The 20,354-nt window shown below is 72.8% G+C and carries 16 protein-coding genes, 1 tRNA gene, 1 other RNA gene and 3 pseudogenes; 14 read left to right on the top strand and 7 right to left on the bottom strand.

The annotated features are described in order from the left end of the window. Positions 1-224 precede the first annotated feature (224 nt). Positions 225-317 (bottom strand): annotated as a pseudogene (locus tag OIE51_RS26975) (hypothetical protein); the annotation flags it as partial. A gap of 55 nt (positions 318-372) precedes the next feature. Then, positions 373-1,557 carry a methyltransferase, FxLD system gene (fxlM, locus tag OIE51_RS15300; RefSeq protein WP_326598229.1) on the bottom strand — a complete coding sequence of 395 codons (1,185 nt, stop codon included), beginning with the start codon at positions 1,555-1,557 and terminating at the stop codon, positions 373-375. Between the two features lie 32 nt (positions 1,558-1,589). On the opposite strand from fxlM, the gene OIE51_RS15305 reads away from it, so the two are divergent. The 3 genes and pseudogenes from OIE51_RS15305 to OIE51_RS15315 all read left to right on the top strand — a co-directional run. Then, complete coding sequence (locus OIE51_RS15305; RefSeq protein WP_326598230.1) at positions 1,590-2,363, top strand: aminotransferase class IV family protein; 774 nt, start codon at positions 1,590-1,592, stop codon at positions 2,361-2,363. A 39-nt stretch (positions 2,364-2,402) separates the two neighbouring features. Next, positions 2,403-2,636: a helix-turn-helix domain-containing protein gene (locus OIE51_RS15310; RefSeq protein ID WP_326598231.1), complete on the top strand. Its 234-nt coding sequence runs from the start codon at positions 2,403-2,405 to the stop codon at positions 2,634-2,636. Between the two features lie 46 nt (positions 2,637-2,682). Further along, positions 2,683-2,989, top strand: a pseudogene (locus OIE51_RS15315) (tyrosine-type recombinase/integrase); the annotation flags it as partial. An 81-nt stretch (positions 2,990-3,070) separates the two neighbouring features. Here OIE51_RS15315 and OIE51_RS15320 read toward each other — a convergent pair. Then, a tRNA-Ser gene (locus OIE51_RS15320) sits at positions 3,071-3,155 on the bottom strand. An 85-nt stretch (positions 3,156-3,240) separates the two neighbouring features. Between OIE51_RS15320 and ffs the strand changes: the two genes are divergently transcribed. The 5 genes from ffs to OIE51_RS15345 all read left to right on the top strand — a co-directional run bounded on the left by ffs (position 3,241) and on the right by OIE51_RS15345 (position 7,372). Further along, an RNA gene (gene ffs, locus OIE51_RS15325) (signal recognition particle sRNA small type) lies at positions 3,241-3,337 on the top strand. Positions 3,338-3,366: 29 nt separating this feature from the next. Then, positions 3,367-5,418, top strand: a complete 2,052-nt coding sequence (locus OIE51_RS15330; RefSeq protein WP_326598232.1) for a DNA polymerase III subunit gamma and tau — start codon at positions 3,367-3,369, stop codon at positions 5,416-5,418. A 68-nt stretch (positions 5,419-5,486) separates the two neighbouring features. Beyond that, the gene (locus tag OIE51_RS15335) at positions 5,487-5,828 is read left to right on the top strand and encodes a YbaB/EbfC family nucleoid-associated protein (RefSeq protein ID WP_326598233.1); all 342 of its coding nucleotides are present in this window, start codon (positions 5,487-5,489) and stop codon (positions 5,826-5,828) included. Between the two features lie 80 nt (positions 5,829-5,908). Further along, the gene (gene recR, locus OIE51_RS15340) at positions 5,909-6,508 is read left to right on the top strand and encodes a recombination mediator RecR (RefSeq protein WP_326598234.1); all 600 of its coding nucleotides are present in this window, start codon (positions 5,909-5,911) and stop codon (positions 6,506-6,508) included. 102 nt (positions 6,509-6,610) lie between these two features. Then, on the top strand, positions 6,611-7,372 hold the full coding sequence (locus tag OIE51_RS15345) for a DUF5063 domain-containing protein (RefSeq protein WP_326598235.1): 762 nt from the start codon (positions 6,611-6,613) through the stop codon (positions 7,370-7,372). Here OIE51_RS15345 and OIE51_RS15350 read toward each other — a convergent pair. Beyond that, positions 7,320-7,754 (bottom strand): zinc-binding dehydrogenase, encoded by a 435-nt coding sequence (locus OIE51_RS15350; RefSeq protein ID WP_326600645.1) that lies wholly within the window; start codon positions 7,752-7,754, stop codon positions 7,320-7,322. The genes OIE51_RS15345 and OIE51_RS15350 overlap by 53 nt on opposite strands. 49 nt (positions 7,755-7,803) lie before the next feature. Then, positions 7,804-9,978, bottom strand: a complete 2,175-nt coding sequence (locus OIE51_RS15355) for a SpoIIE family protein phosphatase (protein WP_326598236.1) — start codon at positions 9,976-9,978, stop codon at positions 7,804-7,806. A 123-nt stretch (positions 9,979-10,101) separates the two neighbouring features. Between OIE51_RS15355 and OIE51_RS15360 the strand changes: the two genes are divergently transcribed. Further along, positions 10,102-10,542 carry a hypothetical protein gene (locus tag OIE51_RS15360; RefSeq protein ID WP_326598238.1) on the top strand — a complete coding sequence of 147 codons (441 nt, stop codon included), beginning with the start codon at positions 10,102-10,104 and terminating at the stop codon, positions 10,540-10,542. Next, the gene (locus OIE51_RS15365; RefSeq protein ID WP_326598239.1) at positions 10,532-14,911 is read left to right on the top strand and encodes an NACHT and WD repeat domain-containing protein; all 4,380 of its coding nucleotides are present in this window, start codon (positions 10,532-10,534) and stop codon (positions 14,909-14,911) included. Before OIE51_RS15360 ends, OIE51_RS15365 begins: the two co-directional genes overlap by 11 nt. A gap of 69 nt (positions 14,912-14,980) precedes the next feature. Here OIE51_RS15365 and OIE51_RS15370 read toward each other — a convergent pair. Both OIE51_RS15370 and OIE51_RS15375 read right to left on the bottom strand, forming a co-directional pair. Beyond that, positions 14,981-15,136 (bottom strand): annotated as a pseudogene (locus OIE51_RS15370) (MFS transporter); the annotation flags it as partial. A 50-nt stretch (positions 15,137-15,186) separates the two neighbouring features. Beyond that, complete coding sequence (locus OIE51_RS15375) at positions 15,187-15,699, bottom strand: cupin domain-containing protein (RefSeq protein ID WP_326598240.1); 513 nt, start codon at positions 15,697-15,699, stop codon at positions 15,187-15,189. Positions 15,700-15,794: 95 nt separating this feature from the next. Here OIE51_RS15375 and OIE51_RS15380 point away from each other — a divergent pair, with 95 nt between their 5' ends. The 4 genes from OIE51_RS15380 (at position 15,795) to OIE51_RS15395 (ending at position 20,336) form a co-directional block, all read left to right on the top strand. Then, entirely contained in the window at positions 15,795-16,442 is a 648-nt protein-coding gene (locus tag OIE51_RS15380) for a TetR/AcrR family transcriptional regulator (protein ID WP_326598241.1), read from the top strand. A 185-nt stretch (positions 16,443-16,627) separates the two neighbouring features. Next, complete coding sequence (locus tag OIE51_RS15385; protein ID WP_326598242.1) at positions 16,628-17,899, top strand: aspartate kinase; 1,272 nt, start codon at positions 16,628-16,630, stop codon at positions 17,897-17,899. 356 nt (positions 17,900-18,255) lie between these two features. Beyond that, the gene (locus OIE51_RS15390) at positions 18,256-18,921 is read left to right on the top strand and encodes a SigE family RNA polymerase sigma factor (protein ID WP_442811932.1); all 666 of its coding nucleotides are present in this window, start codon (positions 18,256-18,258) and stop codon (positions 18,919-18,921) included. Next, complete coding sequence (locus OIE51_RS15395) at positions 18,918-20,336, top strand: hypothetical protein (protein ID WP_326598244.1); 1,419 nt, start codon at positions 18,918-18,920, stop codon at positions 20,334-20,336. The genes OIE51_RS15390 and OIE51_RS15395 overlap by 4 nt, the downstream gene beginning before the upstream one ends. The last annotated feature ends 18 nt before the right edge of the window (positions 20,337-20,354 follow it).

Consider the following 20,354-nt stretch of genomic DNA (forward strand, 5'->3'; position numbering starts at 1 on the left):
CACAACGGAACACTTCGCCATCGGCGTCTTGCTGGTACGGCTCTCCCACCCGGTGAAACACGGGCTCGCTGCCGAGCAGATATCGCGCATCGTGCTCGATCGGTTACGCTTCGTGCGGTTCGGCGATCAGGCCGGAGATGTAGGGCTTGTTGGGGTCGTCGGGGCGTTTCCAGGCGGCGAGCGCTCTGGCACGTCTGGACACAGCCGTCTCCGGTGTCGTTCATAAGCTCGGCGATGACCGGCCCCTGCTCGACGATCGTGATGTCCAGATCGAAGTCGGACTGGGCGACCGTCGAGTTCGGTACTGCCGCTGCCAATTCGGTTCTCCTCGTGTGGATGGGCGGATGTGCTCTTTGCGGGACCTGGCCCGGATCAGGACTGCTGACGGGTGGGCCAGGAGATCGTGACGCGGGTGTGTCGTTTGTCGATCACGCGGTCGACGGCGAGGTGCGCGCCGGGTGTGCCGACGGGGTGCGCTTGGTACCGCGCGTGGTGGGAGCGCTGGTCGCGGTCCCAGGTCTGGATCTCCTCGATCAGCCGTTCCGCCGCCTTCTGGGCATCCGGGCCGTGCCCGTAGGCGCCGAACTCAAAGAGGGCCCGCTCCGGATTCGTCGGCCGGACCGTGCGGTAGGCGAAGCTCGCACCGTCGACCAGCGTCGAGACACCGAGTGGCGAGGCGGAAGCAACGAGGCCACGGTCGCGTGCGGCCACCGTCCCGGTGAGGAGGGGTGGTCCGGCAGGCGTGTCGCCAGCCACAGATCGAGGTCGTCGAAGGGCTTCATGCCGCCAACGGTGACCTCGGACCACGCCTCGACCCGGGGCTGAGCCAGGGCGTCGCGCAGCCGGTCCACGTCCACCCGCTGACCATCGGCGGAGACCGACCTCCTCCTCCTCCTCCTCCTTCTCGGTGTGCAGCAGAACGAGCTGCACGCGGTTCTCACCCGCGCCCTGCATCGGGACGAAGCCGCACAACTCGTAGTCCCGGCTCACCAGGTGGTCGCCGTTCCGTTCGAAGGCCACGGAGCGGGTCAGGCCGCGCACGCGGAGCGGAACGACGATCCGTCCCTCATCGGTGAGTTGCTCGAACCACGCCGGAGGGATGTCCCAGGCGCCGACGGCGACGATGATCCGGTCGAACGGGCTCTGCTCCGGCGCCCCCAGCTCACCGTCCGCGACGAGGGTGGTGACACGTTCATAGCCCGCTTCATCAAGGAGGCGGCGGGCGCGGCCGATGACCTCCGGGTCGATGTCGATGCTCGTGACCTGGCCGTCCTCGCCGACGAGTTCGGCGATCAGGGCCGCGTTGTAGTCACCCGATCCGATCTCCAGAACCCGCATGCCGGGGCGGACTTCCGCTTGCTCCAGCATGAATGCCTGGATGCGGGCGGCAGAGACGGAGCTGAGAGCGACCCCGTTCTCGTCCCTCTTCGTGATGACGGCGTCCTCCGGGGCGTATGCCCGGACGAGCGATGCTTCGGGAGCGAACAGATGCCGGGGCACGGCGCGGACGGCGTTCTCCACCGCGTCGGTGCGGATGGCCCGGGCAGTGAACGGCACGCTGGCGCCGTGGTGGGTGTCATGCTGGGCGCATGGCTGAGCTGAATGGCGTCCCGGTTGACCTGGGGGTTCTGCAGAGTCTGGCGTTGACCAACTATGGGCACTTCACGTCGATGCGGGTCGAGGACGGCCGGGTGCGGGGGCTCGGGCTGCATCTGGAGCGGCTGGCCCGTGACTGCCGGGCGCTGTTCGATGTGGAGTTGGATGTTGAGCGGGTCCGGGAGTTCGCCCGCCGTGCCGCGCCGGAGAGCGAGGCCGGCATTGTCCGGATCACTGTCTTCGACCCCGCGCTGGACCTGCGGCACATCGGCGCGGACGCGCACCCGCAGGTGCTGGTGACGACGCGGCCGGCCGCTGCCCTGCCGCTGGCGCCGCTGCGGGTGCGTTCGGTCGTGTATACGCGGGACATGCCCGAGGTGAAGAGCGTCGGCCTGTTCGGCTCGCTGCGGCACCGGCGGGCGGCCCAACGGGCTGGGTTCGACGACGCGTTGTTCGTGGACGAGGAGTCCCGTGTCTCCGAGGGCGGCACCTGGAACGTGGGGTTCGTCCGGGACGGCCAGGTCATCTGGCCGGAGGCGGAGTATTTGACGGGTACCACGATGGAGCTGCTGCGGCAGGCCCACGAGCACACCACCGAGCCGGTGCGGCGGGACGACCTGCCCGGCTTTGACGCGGCCTTCGCCACTAACGTCGCCATCGGCGTCCGCGCGATCAGCCAGATCGACGAGGTCACTTTCCCCGAGACGCACGACGTCATCGCCGCCTTGGCCAAGAAGTACGCCCAACTTCCCGGAGACCTGCTGTAATCGCCCCCACCGGACGGGAGGAGGAGGGGGACGAGACTGGTGGCCACAGTCGAGATCTGGACCGGTGTCGAGGTACGGGCCCTGCGGCAGGCCAAGCGGATGAGCATCGAGGCGTTCGCGGCCCACTTGGGCGTGAGCGACCGCATGGTGTCGAAGTGGGAAGCTCGTGGTGCGTCGATCCAGCCCCGCCCGGTGAATCAGGCGGCGCTCGACACATCGCTGGCCGCCCCAAGCCCGGATGCGCACGAGCGGTTCGCCCGCCCATCCCGCTGAGTCGCTTGGACGAGTAGGTTGGCCGTACTGGCGTCGCCGACATCGTGAGCGCTACGTCTTCGCCTCTCCCACCGGCGGGCCGCTCAGTCCCAACACCGACTACCACGTGTGGAAGCAGCTCCTGCGCGATGCGGGTGTCCGGGACGGGCGGCAGCATTGACGCTCGTCACACCGCCGCCACGGTGCTTCTGGTCCTCGGCGTTCCCGACGTCGTGGTGGACTCGATCATGGGTTGGGAGCCGGGCGGGGCCGCGCGGATGCGGGCCCGGTACATGCACGTCACCGAGTCCGTGTTGAAGACGGTCGCGGGCCAGGTCGGGGACGCGCTGTGGGGGACACCCGGCCCGAACTGAGACGGAAACTGAGACGGAACACAACGAAGGCCCCGGCCGTGGATGGCGGCGGGGCCTTCGTTCAGCCCGGTGAGAGCTGGGCGGAGGATACGAGATTCGAACTCGTGAGGGTGTGAACCCAACACGCTTTCCAAGCGTGCGCCCTAGGCCACTAGGCGAATCCTCCGTCGGACACCTTACAAGACCATGGTCCGTGGTCGCGAACCGTTGGGTGAGGGAGGGGTGGGGGGTGGGGATCCGGTAGGGTTGGCGATAGCCCCTCACGTGGCGCTATCTCGCTGAACTCCCCCAGGGCCGGAAGGCAGCAAGGGTAGGTGAGCTCTCGCGGGTGCGTGAGGGGCCCTCCTGTGTCAGTGGGGGCCGATATCGTCGGAGACGTGTCCTCCCTCGCGCTGTACCGCCGCTACCGACCCGAGACCTTCGCCGAGGTCATCGGGCAGGAGCACGTGACCGATCCGTTGCAGCAGGCCCTGCGGAACAACCGGGTCAACCACGCCTATCTCTTCAGCGGGCCGCGTGGCTGTGGCAAGACGACCAGCGCGCGCATCCTCGCCCGCTGTCTCAACTGTGAGAGCGGGCCGACGCCCGCGCCGTGCGGGGAGTGCCAGTCCTGTCGGGACCTCGCGCGGAACGGGCCCGGGTCCATTGATGTGATCGAGATCGACGCCGCCTCGCACGGTGGTGTGGACGACGCCAGGGACCTGCGGGAGAAGGCGTTCTTCGGGCCGGCGTCGAGTCGGTACAAGATCTACATCATCGATGAGGCGCACATGGTCACCCCGGCGGGGTTCAACGCCCTGCTGAAGGTGGTGGAGGAGCCGCCCGAGCATCTGAAGTTCATCTTCGCCACGACCGAGCCCGAGAAGGTCATCGGCACCATCCGGTCGCGCACGCACCACTATCCCTTCCGGCTCGTGCCGCCCGGGACGCTGCGGGACTATCTGGCGGAGGTGTGCGAGCACGAGGCCATTCCGGTGGAGGGGCCCGTGCTGCCGCTCGTCGTGCGGGCCGGGGGCGGGTCGGTGCGGGACTCGATGTCCGTCATGGATCAGCTCCTGGCCGGGGCCGGGGAGGCCGGGGTCACCTACGAGATGGCCACGGCCCTGCTCGGGTATACGGACGGGGCGCTGCTCGACGCGGTCGTCGACGCCTTCGCGGCGGGGGACGGCGCGGCGACGTTCGGGATCGTGGACCGGGTGATCGAGGGCGGTCACGACCCGCGGCGGTTCGTCACCGATCTGCTGGAGCGGCTGCGGGACCTGCTGATCCTGGCGGCCGTGCCGGACGCGGCCGACAAGGGGCTGATCGACGTGCCCGCCGATGTGCTGGAGCGGATGCGGGCGCAGGCCACCAAGCTCGGCCCGGCCGAGCTGAGCCGGGCGGCCGATCTGGTCAACAGCGGCCTGACGGAGATGCGGGGCGCCACCTCGCCGCGGCTTCAGCTGGAGCTGATCTGCTCCCGGGTGCTGCTTCCGGCGGCGTACGGGGACGAGCGGTCCCTGCTCAGCCGGCTGGAGCGGCTGGAGAGGGGGGGCGGGACGGTGGTGTCCATGTCCGCGCCGCCTCCCGCGCAGGCCCCCGTGCGGGTGGAGGTCGCGCCGCCGGTGCACGCTCCCGCGCCGCCACCGCCACCGCAGCAGCCGCAGCAGCCCCGGCAGGCGGAGCCGGAGCCCCCCCGCGCGGAGCCGCAGCCCGCCGCGCGACCCGGGGCCTGGCCGACGCCCGCCGCGCCCCCGGCGACCGCTGAGGCATCAGCGCCCGCGGCCCGGCCCGGGGCCTGGCCCACCGGGGCGGCGACGCCTCCGGCCGCCGCGCCCGCTCCGCAGCAGCAGCCGCAGCCGCAGGCGCCACCCGGTGGAGGTGGCGGCGGGGCCGGCGATCCGGAGCGGGTGCGGCAGATGTGGCCGGAGATCCTGGACGCGGTCAAGGGGCGGCGGCGGTTCAGCTGGATTCTGCTCAGCCAGAACGCGCAGGTCGTCGGCTTCGACGCCGGCACGCTGCGGCTCGGGTTCGCCACCGCCGGGGCCCGGGACAGCTTCGTGAACAGCGGGAGTGAGGACGTCCTGCGGCAGGTCCTCGGCGACAAGCTGGGCGTGCAGTGGCGCATCGAGACCGTCGTCGACACCGGTGGCGGGGACACGGGCGGCGGAGGCGGCGGGGTGCGGCCCGTGGCACCCGCGCCGCAGCCGGTGGCGCCGCCCCCGCCACCCCCGGCCGCCGCGCCCGCTCCGCGGCAGCCGGCTCCCGCCGTGCCGCGTCCCTCGCCCGAGTCGATCGCGCCGTCCCCGCCACCACCGCCCCCCGTCGCCGTCGAGGACGACGTGCCGGAGGAGGACGATCCGGACCTCGACGACACCGCGCTCACCGGCTATCAGCTGATCGTGAAGGAGCTGGGGGCGACCGTTATCGAGGAGTTTCACCACGAGTGAGACCCCGGCGGCCCGAGCCCGTAGGCTCAAGGGGTACGCACCGTTGCCGACGAGCCAGGAGTGAGGCCGTGTTCCCCGGTGGTGGGGTCGACATGCAGCAGCTGCTGCAGCAGGCCCAGAAGATGCAGCAGGATCTCGCCGCGGCCCAGCAGGAGCTGGCCGAGACGCCCGTCGAGGGCAGCGCGGGCGGTGGCCTGGTCAAGGCCACGGTCACCGGCGCCGGCGAGCTGACCGGTCTGGTGATCGATCCGAACGCGGTCGATCCGGAGGACACCGAGACCCTCGCGGATCTCGTGATCGCCGCGGTCCGCGACGCGAACCACGCGGCCCAGGAGCTGGCCAAGGTCAAGCTCGGTCCGCTCGCGGAGGGCCTCGGCGGCGGTGGCGGCCTCCCCGGATTGCCCTTCTGATCCCGGACGACGGACGGCACGAGACGGACGGCACGAGACGGACGGCATGAGCGAGCGCAGGCGAGAGGACGGGGCGTTCCGTGTATGAAGGCGTAGTCCAGGAGCTCATCGACGAGCTGGGTCGGCTGCCGGGCGTCGGCCCGAAGAGCGCTCAGCGGATCGCCTTCCACATCCTCCAGGCCGAGCCCGCCGACGTCCGCCGCCTCGCGCACGCCCTCACCGAGGTGAAGGAGAAGGTGCGGTTCTGCGCCGAGTGCGGGAACGTGGCGCAGGACGAACGCTGCCGCGTCTGCCTCGATCCGCGCCGCGACCTCTCGGTGATCTGCGTGGTCGAGGAGCCCAAGGACATCGTCGCCATCGAGCGCACCCGCGAATTCCGCGGCCGGTACCACGTGCTGGGCGGGGCCATCAGCCCCATCGACGGCGTGGGCCCCGACGACCTGCGGATCAGGGAGCTGCTGGCCCGCCTGGCGGACGGCGCGGTCACCGAGCTGATCCTGGCCACCGACCCGAACCTGGAGGGCGAGGCCACCGCGACCTACCTGGCGCGTATGGTCAGCTCACTGGGCCTTCGCGTCACCCGGCTAGCCAGTGGCCTGCCAGTCGGGGGAGACTTGGAGTATGCCGACGAGGTCACCTTGGGACGCGCCTTCGAGGGTAGACGGCTGCTTGATGTGTAATGCAGGCGATGCAGGCGCCGCCGGCGCGGGCGCACGGGCGGACGTACACGCGAAGCGCGTAGCCGTCGCACCTGCGATGACCTTTGGGGAGGCGACCACGTGATGTCCGAAGCGATGCCGCAGCGACCGGCCACCGGCCTGGCCACCGGCGCCCCGGCCCCGGCGCCGGTCCATGGTGACCTGGTCACGGGCGGCCCGGCCACCGGCGTCCCCGCCGCGGGCGTCTCTGCCGCCGGTCCGGACGATTTCGCCGTCCAGATCGCCGACCAAGTCGAGAGCTTCATCGTCGCGGTCACCGAGGTGGCCAAGGGCGACGACCCGGACAGCGCGGTGCCCTACCTGCTGTTGCAGGTGTCCCAAGTGCTGCTCGCGGGCGGTCGGTTGGGCGCGTATGAGGACATCGTTCCCGAGGAGCGGTACGAGCCGGACACCGGCCCCGAGCCGGACATGGACGAGCTGCGCGAGCGGCTGGCCGGGCTGCTGGCGCCGATCGACGTCTACTCCGAGGTGTTCGACCCGTACGTGCCGCGCAGCACCCCCGTGGCCGCCCGGATCTCGGACGACCTGGCCGACATCATCAGCGACCTCAGGCACGGCATGGCCCACTACTCCGAGGGCCGGGTCAGCGAGGCACTGTGGTGGTGGCAGTTCTCCTACCTGTCGAACTGGGGCCCCACCGCCAGCGCCGCCCTGCGCGCGCTGCAATCCCTCGTCGCCCACGTGCGTCTGGACACGCCGCTCGCCGAGCTGGACGGGCTGGACACGGACAGCGACGCGGAGGACGGCGACCTGGAGCGCCAGGCCGGCCGGGTCATGGAGGCCGAGATCGCCACTCCGCTGGGCCTGAAGACCGCCGGTTCCTGACTGACCGGGCGGCCGACCGGCCGATTGACTGACCGATTGACCGGCGGAGCCCGGGCGGCCGATTGACCGGTCGGCCGCCTGGCGGCCCCCGGCCCGCCCCGGCCGGCCGGTCGCCTGAACGTGATGGCACCAGCACCAGGCGGCCCCGCGGGCCGCCCTTCGCCAGACGCTCGTGCGCCTGGGCCGCCTGGGCCGCCTCGGCGAGAGGCAGGGTCTCCGCGATCCGCGTCGTCGGGCGGCCCGCCCCGGCCAGCGCGGACAGCTCGGCGAGGGCCGCGGCGTCCGCCGCGATCCACTCGTTGACGAACCCGGATCCCGCGCCGAGGCAACGCCAGCCGCGCCCGTCACCGCGACGAACGCGCCGTGGTCCCGCACCGCCTATGGCACGGCCGGCACGCGGGACCCCGGGGCGGTGGACGAACCCGCCGCCGTCACCGCGGGCTGATCAGCAGCAGCGCGATGTCGTCGCTGCGCGAGGCGGTCTGCCGCGCGTGCCCCAGCAGCGCGTCCGCGACCTCGTCGGTCGACCGGTCCGCAACGGAGCCGTAGCGCGCCAGGTGGCCGGCGAGCTCGTCGGTGGCCACGTCCAGATCGATGCCGGGCGTCTCGACCAGCCCGTCCGTGTACAGGACCAGCACGGCGCCCGGCGGGAACGGCACCTCGATGGCCGGATACTCGGCCCGGCGCACGATCCCGAGCAGCGGCCCCGGCGGCATCCGCAGCACCGTGACCTCCCCGTCCGGACGGCGCAGCAGCGGCGGCGGGTGGCCCGCGTTGGCCAGTCGGGCGCGGTGGTGCGCCAGATCGATGTCGACATAGAGACAGCTGGTGAACAGGCCCGGGTCCAGGTCGACCAGCAGCTTGTTCGTCCGGGCCAGGACCTCGCCGGGGGCCGCGCCCGCCGCCGCGCGCACGGCCGTTCTGACCTGGCCCATCAGCGCGGCGGCCGTCACGTTGTGCCCCTGCACGTCGCCGATGGTCGCCGCGACGGTCGTGGTGCCGTCGAGGCGGATGAGGTCGTAGAAGTCACCGCCGATCTCCATGCCGCGCGTGGCGGGCAGGTACCGGGCGGCGACGTCCAGGCCCGGGATCTCCGGCAGTTCGCGCGGCAGCAACCCGTCCTGGAGGCGGCGGGCGAGCTGCTGGGTGGCGTCGTGGAGGTGGGCGCGCTCGAGCGCCTGGGCGATCAATCCGGCGAGGGAGGTGAGGATGGCGCGTTCCTCGGCGGGGAAGTGGTGCGGGCGTTCGTAGGACAGGACGCAGCAGCCGACCGGCTTGCCTGAGGTGACCAGTGGCAGATACGCCCACGCGGCCTTCTGGACCAGCGCCGGGACGCCGGGGTACTCCCGGCCCAGCTCCTCGGGCGAGGCGAAAAAGCTGGGCTTGCCGCTGGTCAGCGCGTTGGAGGCGGGTGTCGGCGGCGCGCCGAGCGGCGCGCCCTCGAAAGCCTCGATGGCCTCGTCGGTGTAGCCGCGGTGGCCCACGATGCGCAGCCGCGGGCCCTCGGCCATGAACATCACCAGTCCCTGGGCGCCGAAGGCGGGCATGAGCTGCCCGGCGACCAGCTCGACCACCTCCTCCACCCCGGTGGCCTCGGTGAGGGTGGCGGAGAGTTGCATCAGGTGGGAGAGCGCGCCGGTGAGCACGGGCTCGCCACCGTCTCCCGCCGGGGAAGTGGGCGCCAGCGGCGGCGTCCGTACCGTCTCCGCCCGTTCCGTGGCGCCCGCCCGTTCCGTCGTCTCGGCGCGGGTCTGCCGCCCGATCTCCGTGATGACCATGCTGATGCCCGCCGGGTCCGGCCAGAGGTCGAAACGCAGCCACCGGTCCGGCGGGCGCCGGGCCGTGAGGAAGGTGGGAGCCTGGCTCAGCACCGCCGCCCGGTACCGGTCCTCGTACGCGGTGGCGCTCAGCCACGGCAGCGCCTCCCGCACGTACCCGCCCAGCAGCTCGGGAACGCCCACGTCCAGCAGCTCGGCCGCGGCCCGGTTGGCGAACGTGATCCGGCCGTCCAGATCCAGCGCGCAGCACCCTTCCGGCAGTCGCTCCGCGAAGTCGGCCGCCGCCAGCGCCTCGGCGGCCCCCGGCGTCCGCTCGCGTGGCCGCGCCACGAACCGCGGCTCGTCGCCCGCCGTCACCGGCCGCCCCGCCCGGTCCGTCTCGGACAGCACGCGGGCCAGCCGCTCGCCCGCGGCCTCCACCGTCGCCAGCTCCTCCGGCGACAGCTCCGCCGGACGCGCGCCCGGCCACAGCAGCACCAGCGCGCCCCAGCAGATGTCGCCGGTCAGCAGGGGCACGTCGGCGACGGCGAACGGATACGGCGCCGCGACCGCCGCCTGCGGATAGCGGCGGGCCATCTCCCCGACGCCCATCCACATCAGCCGCCGCTCGCGCACCGACTCGGCGAGTGGGGTCGGGATGTCGATCCCCACCCGTCGCCAGGACCGGGCGAACGCCGGCGGCACGCCAGTCACCGTGGCCAGCCGCAGTACCCGGTCGCCGCCTGGCGGCAGCAGGAGGACCGCGCCGCCATAGGCTCCGGTCTCCCGCACCGCCCGGACCAGCAACGGGTCCAGCACCTCGGTGCTCGAATGCGACGAATCGCCCATATCCGAACAGTACGCGGAGACCGTCCCACCGGCACACCCGCGCTGGCACCATGGGGACAAGGGGAATGCGGCGGAACGCGGGGAACACAGGGGAACGCGGGGAACGAAGGGGAGGGACCCGGTATGGATCCGATCGTTCTGGCGGCGGGCACGGCGCTGGTGAGCGCCATGGCCACGGACGGGTGGCAGCAGGTGAGGAACGCGACGGTCGCGTGGTGGCGCGGCGCCGCGCGCGCCGACGACGACGCGGAGGCGGTCGGCGCCGACCTCGACGCGGTCCGGCCGCAGATCGTCACCGCGCGGCAGGAGGGCGACGAGGACACCGAGCAGGCACTGATCGGCGCCTGGCGGCTGCGCCTGCAACAGCTCGTGCGTGACCAGCCGCACCTCGCGGCGGAGCTGCGGCGCCTGGTGGAGGAGGAGCTGACGCCCGCCTTGTCCGCCGGGGAGCGGTCGCGGGTCGGGTCGATCGTGATGAAGGCCCGCGCGTCCGGGAACGCGCGGATCTATCAGGCGGCCGGTGACCAGCACATCACCGAGCGGGCGACGGACGTTGAGCGCTGAGGTGATCCGGCCGCCCGGTGACGACCCGGCGGACCCGGCGGACGCGGCGGACGCGGCGGACCCGGCGGACGCGGCGGACGCGGCGGACCCGGCTGGCGCGGAGGCGGCCGGGGCGGCCGGGGCGGCTTCGGAGTCCGGAGAACGCGAAGAATCCGAAACGGCCGGGGACGCGGGGGACGCCGAAGCAGCCGAGGGCGCCGGAGACGTCGAGGACGCCGATACCGCAACCGTCCGGCTCCGTGCCGAAGCCTCCGGGCAGGGGCGGGTGTACCAGGCGGTCGGCGATCAGGTCATCACCCAGCGCGGTGACGTGCACGTCCACTACGCGGACGGCACCCGCCGGGTCCTGGCGGCGGACTCGTCCCCGTCCCCGGAGGCGATCGACGCCGCGTGCCCCTACCCCGGACTGGCGGCCTTCGAGGAGGAGGACGCCCGCTGGTTCTTCGGCCGGGACCACCTGACCGCCGAGGTGCTCGAAGCCCTCGACCAGGGCCGCCGCGGCGGTGGGCCGCTGATCCTCGTCGCGCCCTCGGGGGCGGGCAAGTCGTCGCTGCTCAAGGCCGGTGTGCTGCCCGCGCTCGCCGACGGCAAGCTGCCCGGCTCCGCGCGCTGGCCGCGTCTCCTCTTCACCCCCACCGCCCACCCGTTCGAGACCCTGACCGCCGAACTGGCCGGAGTCACCGGCGCCGAGCCGGAGCGTCTCGTGGCGGCCGTCGCCCGGGAGCCGACCGCGTGCGTCTCCCTCCTGCGGCGATTACTCCAGGACCTGCCCCGGCCCGGCCCCCCGGCCGGGGAGGTCCCTCCGGGCCACCGGCGCCGCCGCGACGGCGGAAGCCGACTGGTCCTGGTCGTCGACCAGTTGGAGGAAGTGTTCTCCCTCTGCAAACGTGAGGAGGAACGCTGGGCCTTCTTCGACCTCCTCGAAGCGCTGTCCGAGCCGGGCCCCGACGGCGAAGAGCCCCTCGCCCTCGTCGTCTACGGCCTGCGCTCCGACTACTACCCCCACTGTGCCGACTACCCGCGCCTGCGCTCCGCGTTGCAGACCCGCCAGATCGTGGTCGGACCGCTTTCCGAGGACGGACTGCGGCAGGCCATCACCCACCCCGCCCACGACACCGGGCTGGCGGTCGAACCCGGCCTGGTCGAAGTCCTGTTGAACGACCTCGGCCATCCCACCTACGAGTCCGGCCGACTCCCGCTGCTCGCCCACGCTTTGCGCACCACCTGGCAGCAACGCCACGGCCGCACACTGACCCTTGAGGGATACCGGGCGACCGGCGGCATCCACCACGCCATCGCCACCTCCGCCGACCAGATCTTCAAGAGCCTGGCGAAGCCGGACCAACAGGCCGCGCACACGATGTTCCTGCGCCTGGTCCGCATCGGGAACAGCCCCGACGGCACCGAGGACGCCCGCCGCCGCCTCCCGGTCACCGACGTGCCCGCCGTCGCCCTCGACGCTTTCGCTCGCGGCCGGCTGCTGACCCGCGAGCAGGACATCGTCAGCATCACCCACGAGGCGCTGATCAAGTCCTGGCCCCGGCTGCGCGAATGGATCACGGCCGACCGCGACGACCGGCTCACCCGGCAGAAGCTCGAAGAGGCCGCCGCCGACTGGAACCGCGCCCTCCGCGACCCCACCATGCTCTTCAGCGGCAGCCGCCTGGAGGACGCCGCCGCCCAGGTCGGCCGGGCGACCGACCTGGCCGCCGCCTTCCTCACCGCGTCGCTCCAACGCGCCCGCCGCGCCACGCGGTTGCGGCGCGCCTGGCAGGCCGCCGGGACGGCGCTCACGCTGATCGCGTGCGCCACCGCCTACGTCGCCCTCGTGCAGCGCGAAGCCGCCGACGCCGAGCGCGACACCGCCCTCTTCCGTCAGATCCTGGCCGAGGCCGAGGCGTTGCGTGCTACGGACCCGTCCCTGGCCGCGCAGTTCGACCTCGCCGCACACCGCAGACGGCCCGAAGACCCGGACGTGCAAGCCCGGTTGATCAACGACGCGAACGCCGTCCTGTCCATGCCCCTGATCGGTCACAGCGACCCGGTGCAGAACGTGACGTTCGATCCCGAGGGCTCTCTGCTCGTGAGCACCGGGGAACGCGGGACCGTGCAGACGTGGGATACCGGTGACCCGTTCGCCCCGGTCCGTTCCGCCGACCCCCTGCCCGACCACACCGGGACGGTCAACTCGCTGACCCACAGCCGGAGCACGTCTGTCCTGGCGGCCGGCGGCTTCGACGGCAAGATCCGGCTGTGGGACACCGGCGACCCGGCCGACGTCACCTCCCTCGGCGACCCGCTGCGCACTCCCGTCGTCGGCCGGGTGACGGTGGACTTCAGCCCGGACGGCACGGCGCTGGCCGCCGGGAGCTCCGACGGCTCGGTGCGGCTGTGGAACACCGACGACCCACGCCATCCGCGCCGGACCGGTGAGCCGCTCACCGGCACCGGACTGCCGGTGGTCGCACAGGAGTTCAGCCCGGACGGCGGCACGCTGGTCACCGCGCACGCGGCCGAGCCGGACGGCGGGACGAGCGAGGAGGTGTGGCTGTGGGACCTCCACGCCGCCTCCCCACCCGGGCCGACCGAACTCCCCGGCGCTGAGGGCACGTTCACCACGATGCTGTTCCGCCCCGGAAGCGACACGCTGGCCGTCGGCACGGCGGCCGACGAGGTGCTGCTGTTCGACGTCGGCGACGCGGCCCACCCCGAGCGGCTCGGCGATCCGCTGCCCGGCCATACCGGCACCGTCGACGCCATCGTCTTCGACGCCTCCGGCGGGCTCATGGCCACCGGCAGCGCCGACGGAACGGTCCGGCTGTGGGACACCGGCGACCCGGCCGACGTCACCTCCCTCGGCCCGCCGCTCATCGGCCACACCGGCGGCGTCAACGCGCTGGCCCTCAGTCCGGACGGCCGGACGCTCGCGACGGCCAGCGACGACGGAACGGTCCGCCTCTGGAACGTCACCGACCCGCTCCACCCGGTCCGGCTCGGCGGCCCGCTGCCCGGCCACACCGCCGCCGTCACCACCCTCGCGTTCAGCCCGGACGGCCGGACGCTCGCCAGCGGCGGCGCCGACACGACCGTGCGGCTGTGGAACCTCCCCGACACCACCCTCCTCACCGGCGCGGACGTCCCCCTCGCCGCCGCGTTCGCCGCCGGGGGTACGGCCCTCGCCACCACCGGCGACCTCCTGACCTCGGGCCTGTGGGACACCGGCGACCCGTCCCACCCCCGGCCTCTGGGCCCGTCGCTGCCCCCGTCCCTGGCCCAGAGCCTGGCACCCGTCCGCCTGCTGGCGGTCAGTCCGGACGGGAGGACGATGGCGCTCGCGGGCGGCGAGGCGGCCGGCGTGCGGCTGGTGGACGTCGGTGACCCGGCCCGCCCCACGCCGCTCGGATCCGCCGATGCCGACACCGCTGGCGCCGCCGGCGCCGCGACCGGTACCGACGACACCGCCGGCGCCGCGACCGGTACCGACGACACCGTCGGCGCTGGGACCGGTACCGCCGGCACGGCCGGCGCTGGGACCGGTACCGCCGGCACGGCCGGCGCTGGGACCGGTACCGCCGGCACGGCCGGCCTCCCCAGCACCGCCGACACCCCCGACACCCCCGTCACCGCGCTGGCGTTCAGCCCGGGCGGCGGCACGCTCGCCACCGGCCACGCCGACGGCACGGCGATCCTGTGGGACATCACCGACCCCGCCGCCCCCGTCCCGCTCGGCGAACCGTTCGACGCCAGCATCAGCGGCGTCCTGTCGATCGCGTTCGGCCGCGACGGCGACACGCTGGCCGTCGCGGACGGCTTCGGCGGCGTTCAGCTCTGGGACACCGGCGACCGCGCCCAGCCCGCGCCCCTCGGCCTGCCCCTGAATCCGGCGGCGGACGGCCTCGACCTGGTGGCGTTCAGTCCGGACGGCACCGTCCTGGCCACCACGGGCGCGGGCCCCACCGTGCAACTGTGGGACGTGGCCGACCCCCACGACGCCCAGCCCCTCGCCACGCTCAAGACCGGCCGCACCGGCGAGACCAGCGCCCTCGCGTTCAGCCCCGACGGCGCGACCCTGGCGACGGCGGGCGCCGACCTGACCTTGCGGCTCTGGGACGTGCGCGATCCCCTCCGCCCCGAACAACTCGGCGGCTCGCTCAGCGGGCACACCGGCCGGATCGGCTCGCTCGCCTTCAGCCCGGACGGCGACGTCCTGGCCAGCGCGGGGGAGGACGGCACGACCCGGCTGTGGACACTCGACGCCGGATCGGCCACGGAACGGATCTGCGACGTGACCGGCGACGCGGCCACCGGCATGGACGAGGTGTGGCAGCGGTACCTGCCGGAGCTGCCGCTCCGCCAGCCCTGCCGGTGAGGTCGCCGCGAGACGAACGCCCGACGGCCCGCCGCGGGCTCAGGGCCGGAGGGCGCCACTCCGCTCGCGGCCGCCGAACGCCAGCGCGTAGGCGTTGACGACCCAGGTCAGGCCGTCCTCCCCGAAGCCGAGGCCGGTCCGGATGTCGGGCAGCGCGACGTTCACCACCGAGATGTCGAGCGCGACCATGAACTGCACGGTCAGCACGACACCCAGCAGCACGCGCCCCAGCGGCGGAGTGCCGCGTTCGGCCCCCGGTGCGGTCGCCGAGACGGTCATGACCGGCGCCCCAGATGCTCCCCGGGCTCCACCGGCTCCCCGGGCTCCACCGGCTCCCCGGGCTCCACCGGCTCCACCGGCTCCACCGGCTCCACCGGCTCCACCGGCTCCACCGGCTCCACCGGCTCCCTGGGCCCCACGGGCTCAAGGCGGGAACCGGCGCGCAGGGTGATGGACATCAGGTCGCCGGGCGCGGTCAGTTCGAGGCGGTGCGGGCGACCACGCGGCACGACGAACGCCGTGCCGGGCGTCAGCGTGACGGTCTCCTCGGCGGCGCCGGCATGGGCCCGCAGGATCAGCTTGACCCCGCCCGTCAGCACGCACACGGCCTCGTCGGCGCCCGGATGGGTCTCCCAGTGATCCGCGTGGACATCCTCGTCCGTCTCGACGTGGAACGTCGCGACCGTCCAGCCGCCGCCCGGGTCGCCGGACATGCGGCGTTCCCGGGCGGCGACCGTTCCGTCCTCGTACAGCCGGACGGCGGACGTGAACAGGTCGATCAGAGACATTGGCGTGAGCCCTCCCTCGTTTACGTACCTTGTACGTGTACTCGACCACAGCTCAACACGTACGATGTACGTACGTCAAGGGGGAGGGGAGCCGCGTGCCCGCACCGCGCAAGTTCAGCGAGGAGCGTCTGCGTGCCGCCGCGCTGGCGCTGGTGGACGAGCGGGGGCTCGCTGCCCTGACCATGCGGAATCTGGCCGCCGCGCTCGGCACCGGCGCCATGACCATCTACAACTACGTGGACGGTCGCGACGGCCTCGAACGCCTGCTCATCGAGGCCGTGATGACCTCCGTCCACCCGGTGCCGGGCGTTCCCTCCCCGGACTGGCGAGCGGATCTGCGGGCTGTCACCGAGGCGCACTGGCGCGCCGTCCGCGCTCACCCGGACGTGATCCCGCTCGTGCTGACCCGCCGCAGCCTCAACCCGCCGACGCTCGCGGGCGCCGAGGACACCCTGGACGCCCTGGCCCGGAGCGGCCGGTCCGGCACCGCGCTGCTGGTCGCGTTCCGCGCGGTCTCGGGCTTCGTCATGGGATTCGCCCAGGCCGAGCTGGCCGGGCCGCTGTCCATCGCCCCCCAGGAGACGGCCGAGGAGGTCATCGACCGGGTGGGCGCCCTGCCACCCGACCGTTTCCCCCGGCTGATCGAGATCGCGGCGGCGGCGCGCGGCAGCGCTCCGGAGACGGAGTTCCGCGCCGGGCTCGATCTGCTCATCCTCGGCCTGGAGCGGTCCCCGGGCGGCTGACCAGTATGTGAGACCGGTGTGTGAGCCTGCCCACGTATCCGCCGTGTTTCCGCGTGTCACGGCGTCCCAGTGGGCAGGGGTGGCTGCTGGGAAGGGCGTGGCCATGGCTCCGCTCGGTAGAATTCAGCCGATCGTGACCGGTTTTCCGGTCACGGAGAGTAAGAAGATACGAGGAGCGAGCACACGTGGGCCTTGTCGTGCAGAAGTACGGCGGCTCCTCCGTTGCCGATGCCGAGGGCATCAAGCGCGTCGCCAAGCGGATCGTCGAGGTCAAGAAGAACGGCCACCAGGTGGTCGTCGTGGTCTCCGCGATGGGCGATACGACGGACGAGCTCATCGACCTGGCGAGCCAGGTGTCCCCCGTCGCCTCCGGGCGCGAGATGGACATGCTGCTGACCGCCGGGGAGCGCATCTCCATGTCGCTGCTGGCGATGGCCGTGAAAGCGCTCGGCCATGAGGCGCAGTCCTTCACCGGCAGCCAGGCCGGCGTCATCACCGACTCCGTTCACAACAAGGCCCGCATCATCGATGTCACGCCGGGCCGCATCCAGAGCTCCGTCGACGAGGGCAACATCGCGATCGTCGCCGGCTTCCAGGGCGTGTCCCAGGACAAGAAGGACATCACCACCCTCGGCCGGGGTGGCTCCGACACCACCGCCGTGGCGCTCGCCGCCGCGCTCAACGCCGAGGTCTGCGAGATCTACACCGACGTCGACGGCGTGTTCACCGCCGACCCGCGCGTGGTGAAGAAGGCCCGCAAGATCGACTGGATCTCGTTCGAGGACATGCTGGAGCTGGCCAGCTCCGGCTCCAAGGTGCTGCTGCACCGCTGCGTCGAGTACGCCCGGCGCTACAACATCCCCATCCACGTCCGGTCGTCCTTCTCGGGGCTGCAGGGGACCTGGGTCAGCAACGAACCGCTGGGAGGTAAGCCGGTGGAGCAGGCAATCATCTCGGGCGTCGCCCACGACACCTCCGAGGCCAAGATCACCGTTGTCGGGGTGCCGGACAAGCCGGGCGAGGCGGCGACGATCTTCCGGGCCATCGCGGACGCCGAGGTCAACATCGACATGGTCGTGCAGAACGTCTCGGCCGCGTCGACCGGGCTGACCGACATCTCCTTCACCCTTCCCACGAGTGAGGGGCGCAAGGCGATCGAGGCGCTGGAGAAGCGGCGCGAGACGATCGGGTTCGAGACGTTGCGCTACGACGACCAGATCGCCAAGATCTCGCTCGTCGGCGCGGGCATGAAGACGAACCCGGGGGTCACGGCCACGTTCTTCGAGGCGCTGTCCAACGCGGGGGTCAACATCGAGCTGATCTCCACCTCCGAGATCCGGATCTCGGTCGTGACCCGCGAGGACGACGTGAAGCAGGCCGTCCGCGCCGTACACTCGGCGTTCGGGCTGGACAGCGAGAGCGACGAGGCCGTCGTCTACGGCGGCACCGGCCGCTGAGACCGGCCCGGCGCGGTCCGGCCCCGGACGGCTTCGGATCCGACCGGAGTGCGCCGATGTGCACTGGTGTGCGCCGATGTTGACCGATCTCGGCCGAATGTGAAGCTCTCGTGACCAAGTCGTAGGCTCGGATGGGTTGCTCCCGGCCGATCAGCCGGGAGAACATTTCACTCCCCGCACCGCTTCCAGGAACCAGCGCGGTGCGGGGAGCGTCTTTAGCGCCCCTGCGCGGCGCGCGGCGCTCGCAGCACAACAGGACATATACGGCAGGCGGTAGGAATGAGATCGAGAGCGGCGAAAGCCCCCATCCTGCCCCCGCCGTACAACCTTTGCGGGGAAGAGCGTGTCCAACAGGCGTGGCAGAGGTCTTCGAGCTCCCGGCAGCGCTCCCGCGACGCCTTCCGTTTCCAGGGTCGCCAAGGGCCGGGGCCGGGGGCATGCCCGTGACGGCACCTCTGCCCGTATCCCGGCCGGCCCGCATCCACGCCCCGGGCGAGGATGCGGACGATGCGATGGCTGAGGTCACCGCGGGCACCACGATCGATCTCCTGACCGAGACCTACCGGGCGCACTACCGCTCGCTCCTGGGCCTCGCGGCACTGCTTCTGGACGACACCGCGTCGTGCGAGGACGTGGTCCAGGAGGCGTTCATCCGCGTGCACTCCGCGCGCGCCCGGGTCCGCGACCCCGAGAAGACGCTCGCGTACCTGCGGCAGACCGTGGTCAACCTCTCCCGCTCGACGCTCCGCCGCCGCATCCTCGGGCTGAAGCTGCTCTCCAAGCCCATGCCGAACATGGCGAGCGCCGAGGAGGGCGCGTACGAGCAGCTGGAGCGGGCCGACCTGATCAGGGCGATGCGCGGGCTCCAGCGCCGCCAGCGCGAGGTCCTCGTGCTGCGGTACTTCGCGGACATGACCGAGGCGGAGGTCGCCAAGACGCTCGGTATCTCGGCCGGGTCGGTGAAGGCGTACGGCTCTCGTGGCATCGCGGCACTGCGCGTGGCCATGGAGGCCGCCCGATGAACGACCACGATTCCGGCTCCCGGCCTCTGCCGGAGCCGGCCCCCGGCACGGGCGGCGTGGACCCCACCGCCGACGTCGTTCCGGACGTCGCTCCGGACGCGGAGGCGGCCGACGAAGCGGATCACGCGACATCCGGCGCCGGCACCGGCGACGACACCGCGAGCCCGCCGGACGCCCCCCCGCCGGACGCCCCCACGGCAGGCACCACGGCAGGCACCACCCCGGCAGGCGACACGGGGGCCGACGACACGGCGCCGGCCTCGGGCGACGAGGACGCGCTGCGGCGGCTGCTGCGGGACATCGTGGAGGACATCGAGCCCTCGGCCGCGTCCCTGGAGCATCTGCGCGCCGCCGTGCCCGCCCGCGCCCGACGGCGGAAGCAACTGCTGGTCGGGGCCACCGCGTCCGTCGCGGTGCTCGCCATCGGTCTGGTCATGGTGGTGTCCGCCGTGGCCGACGTCACCGGCCGGAACGGGGAGACCACCATCGACGCCGGGCTCCCGCCCTCCACCGAGGGTGACCCCGGGGCCGAGAACGGCGACGGCGCGCTCGGCAGCTATCCGTCGGGCGGGCCCGCGGCCGGGGCGGCCGGGTCGCCCGAGAGCGGCGCCGACGCCGGAGAGCCCTCCGGAGGCGGCGACGAGGAGACGGCCGAGACGTCCCCCGACCCCGGGGACGCCATGGGCGCCGCCTCCCCGACCTGCGACCGCGGCCAGCTCGGCGGAGTCGAGACCATGATGGACCCGCCCGACGCGCAGGGTCGCGTCTACGGGCTGATCCGCATGGCCAACGTCTCCGACCGGCCCTGCCAGGTCACCGGCAACGGCGAGATGGCCGCGCTGCCGCTCGGCGCCGTGCCGTCCGCCGACGTGCAGATCGTGGACCGGACCGAGGGGGACCGCGCCACTCGGCTGCCCACCCCGGCTCAGACCCACGAGCAGCTCGTCCTGCCACCGGGACAGGCGTACGAGGTGCGGTTCGCGTTCGTGCCCAACGACACCGGCGTCGGCAGCTGCGAGGTGGAGGCCGAGCCCGCGGCCGGGGAGGGCGAGGGGACCCCGCCCGAGACGGGCGCCGACTCCGGCGGCACGTCGGTCGACAGCCTGGCCGCCGACAGCGAGGGTGACCTGGCCGCCGCCGACGACAGCGGTACCGGCGGCGAGGCCCCGGTCGGCTCGGACGACGAGAGCGGTGGGACCACCGAGGGCGGGGGCGGCGACGCCGGCGAGCCGACCGGCGAGCCCACGGACGACCCGACGGGCGACAGCGGCGGTGGCGGCACCGAGCCCGACGACGTCGTGCTCCTCCGCTACACCCCGGCGGCCGGCGAGCCGGAGGCCGCCGAGATCCGCCTGGAGGGCGACTGCTCGGGAACGATCTACCGCACGGGTGTACTGGAGGCCCCCGCGGGCTAGCCGCGTCGCCGCGGAAGT

This window comes from Streptomyces sp. NBC_01803 (assembly GCF_035917415.1).
In the GTDB taxonomy this organism is placed as follows: domain Bacteria; phylum Actinomycetota; class Actinomycetes; order Streptomycetales; family Streptomycetaceae; genus Streptomyces.

Coding starts and splice junctions, on each gene's coding strand:
- OIE51_RS15305 (WP_326598230.1), top strand. CDS start 1,590: ATGGCTGAGCTGAATGGCGTCCCGGTTGACCTGGGGGTTCTGCAGAGT.
- OIE51_RS15395 (WP_326598244.1), top strand. CDS start 18,918: ATGAACGACCACGATTCCGGCTCCCGGCCTCTGCCGGAGCCGGCCCCC.
- OIE51_RS15345 (WP_326598235.1), top strand. CDS start 6,611: ATGTCCGAAGCGATGCCGCAGCGACCGGCCACCGGCCTGGCCACCGGC.
- OIE51_RS15360 (WP_326598238.1), top strand. CDS start 10,102: ATGGATCCGATCGTTCTGGCGGCGGGCACGGCGCTGGTGAGCGCCATG.
- OIE51_RS15355 (WP_326598236.1), bottom strand. CDS start 9,978: ATGGGCGATTCGTCGCATTCGAGCACCGAGGTGCTGGACCCGTTGCTG.
- OIE51_RS15375 (WP_326598240.1), bottom strand. CDS start 15,699: ATGTCTCTGATCGACCTGTTCACGTCCGCCGTCCGGCTGTACGAGGAC.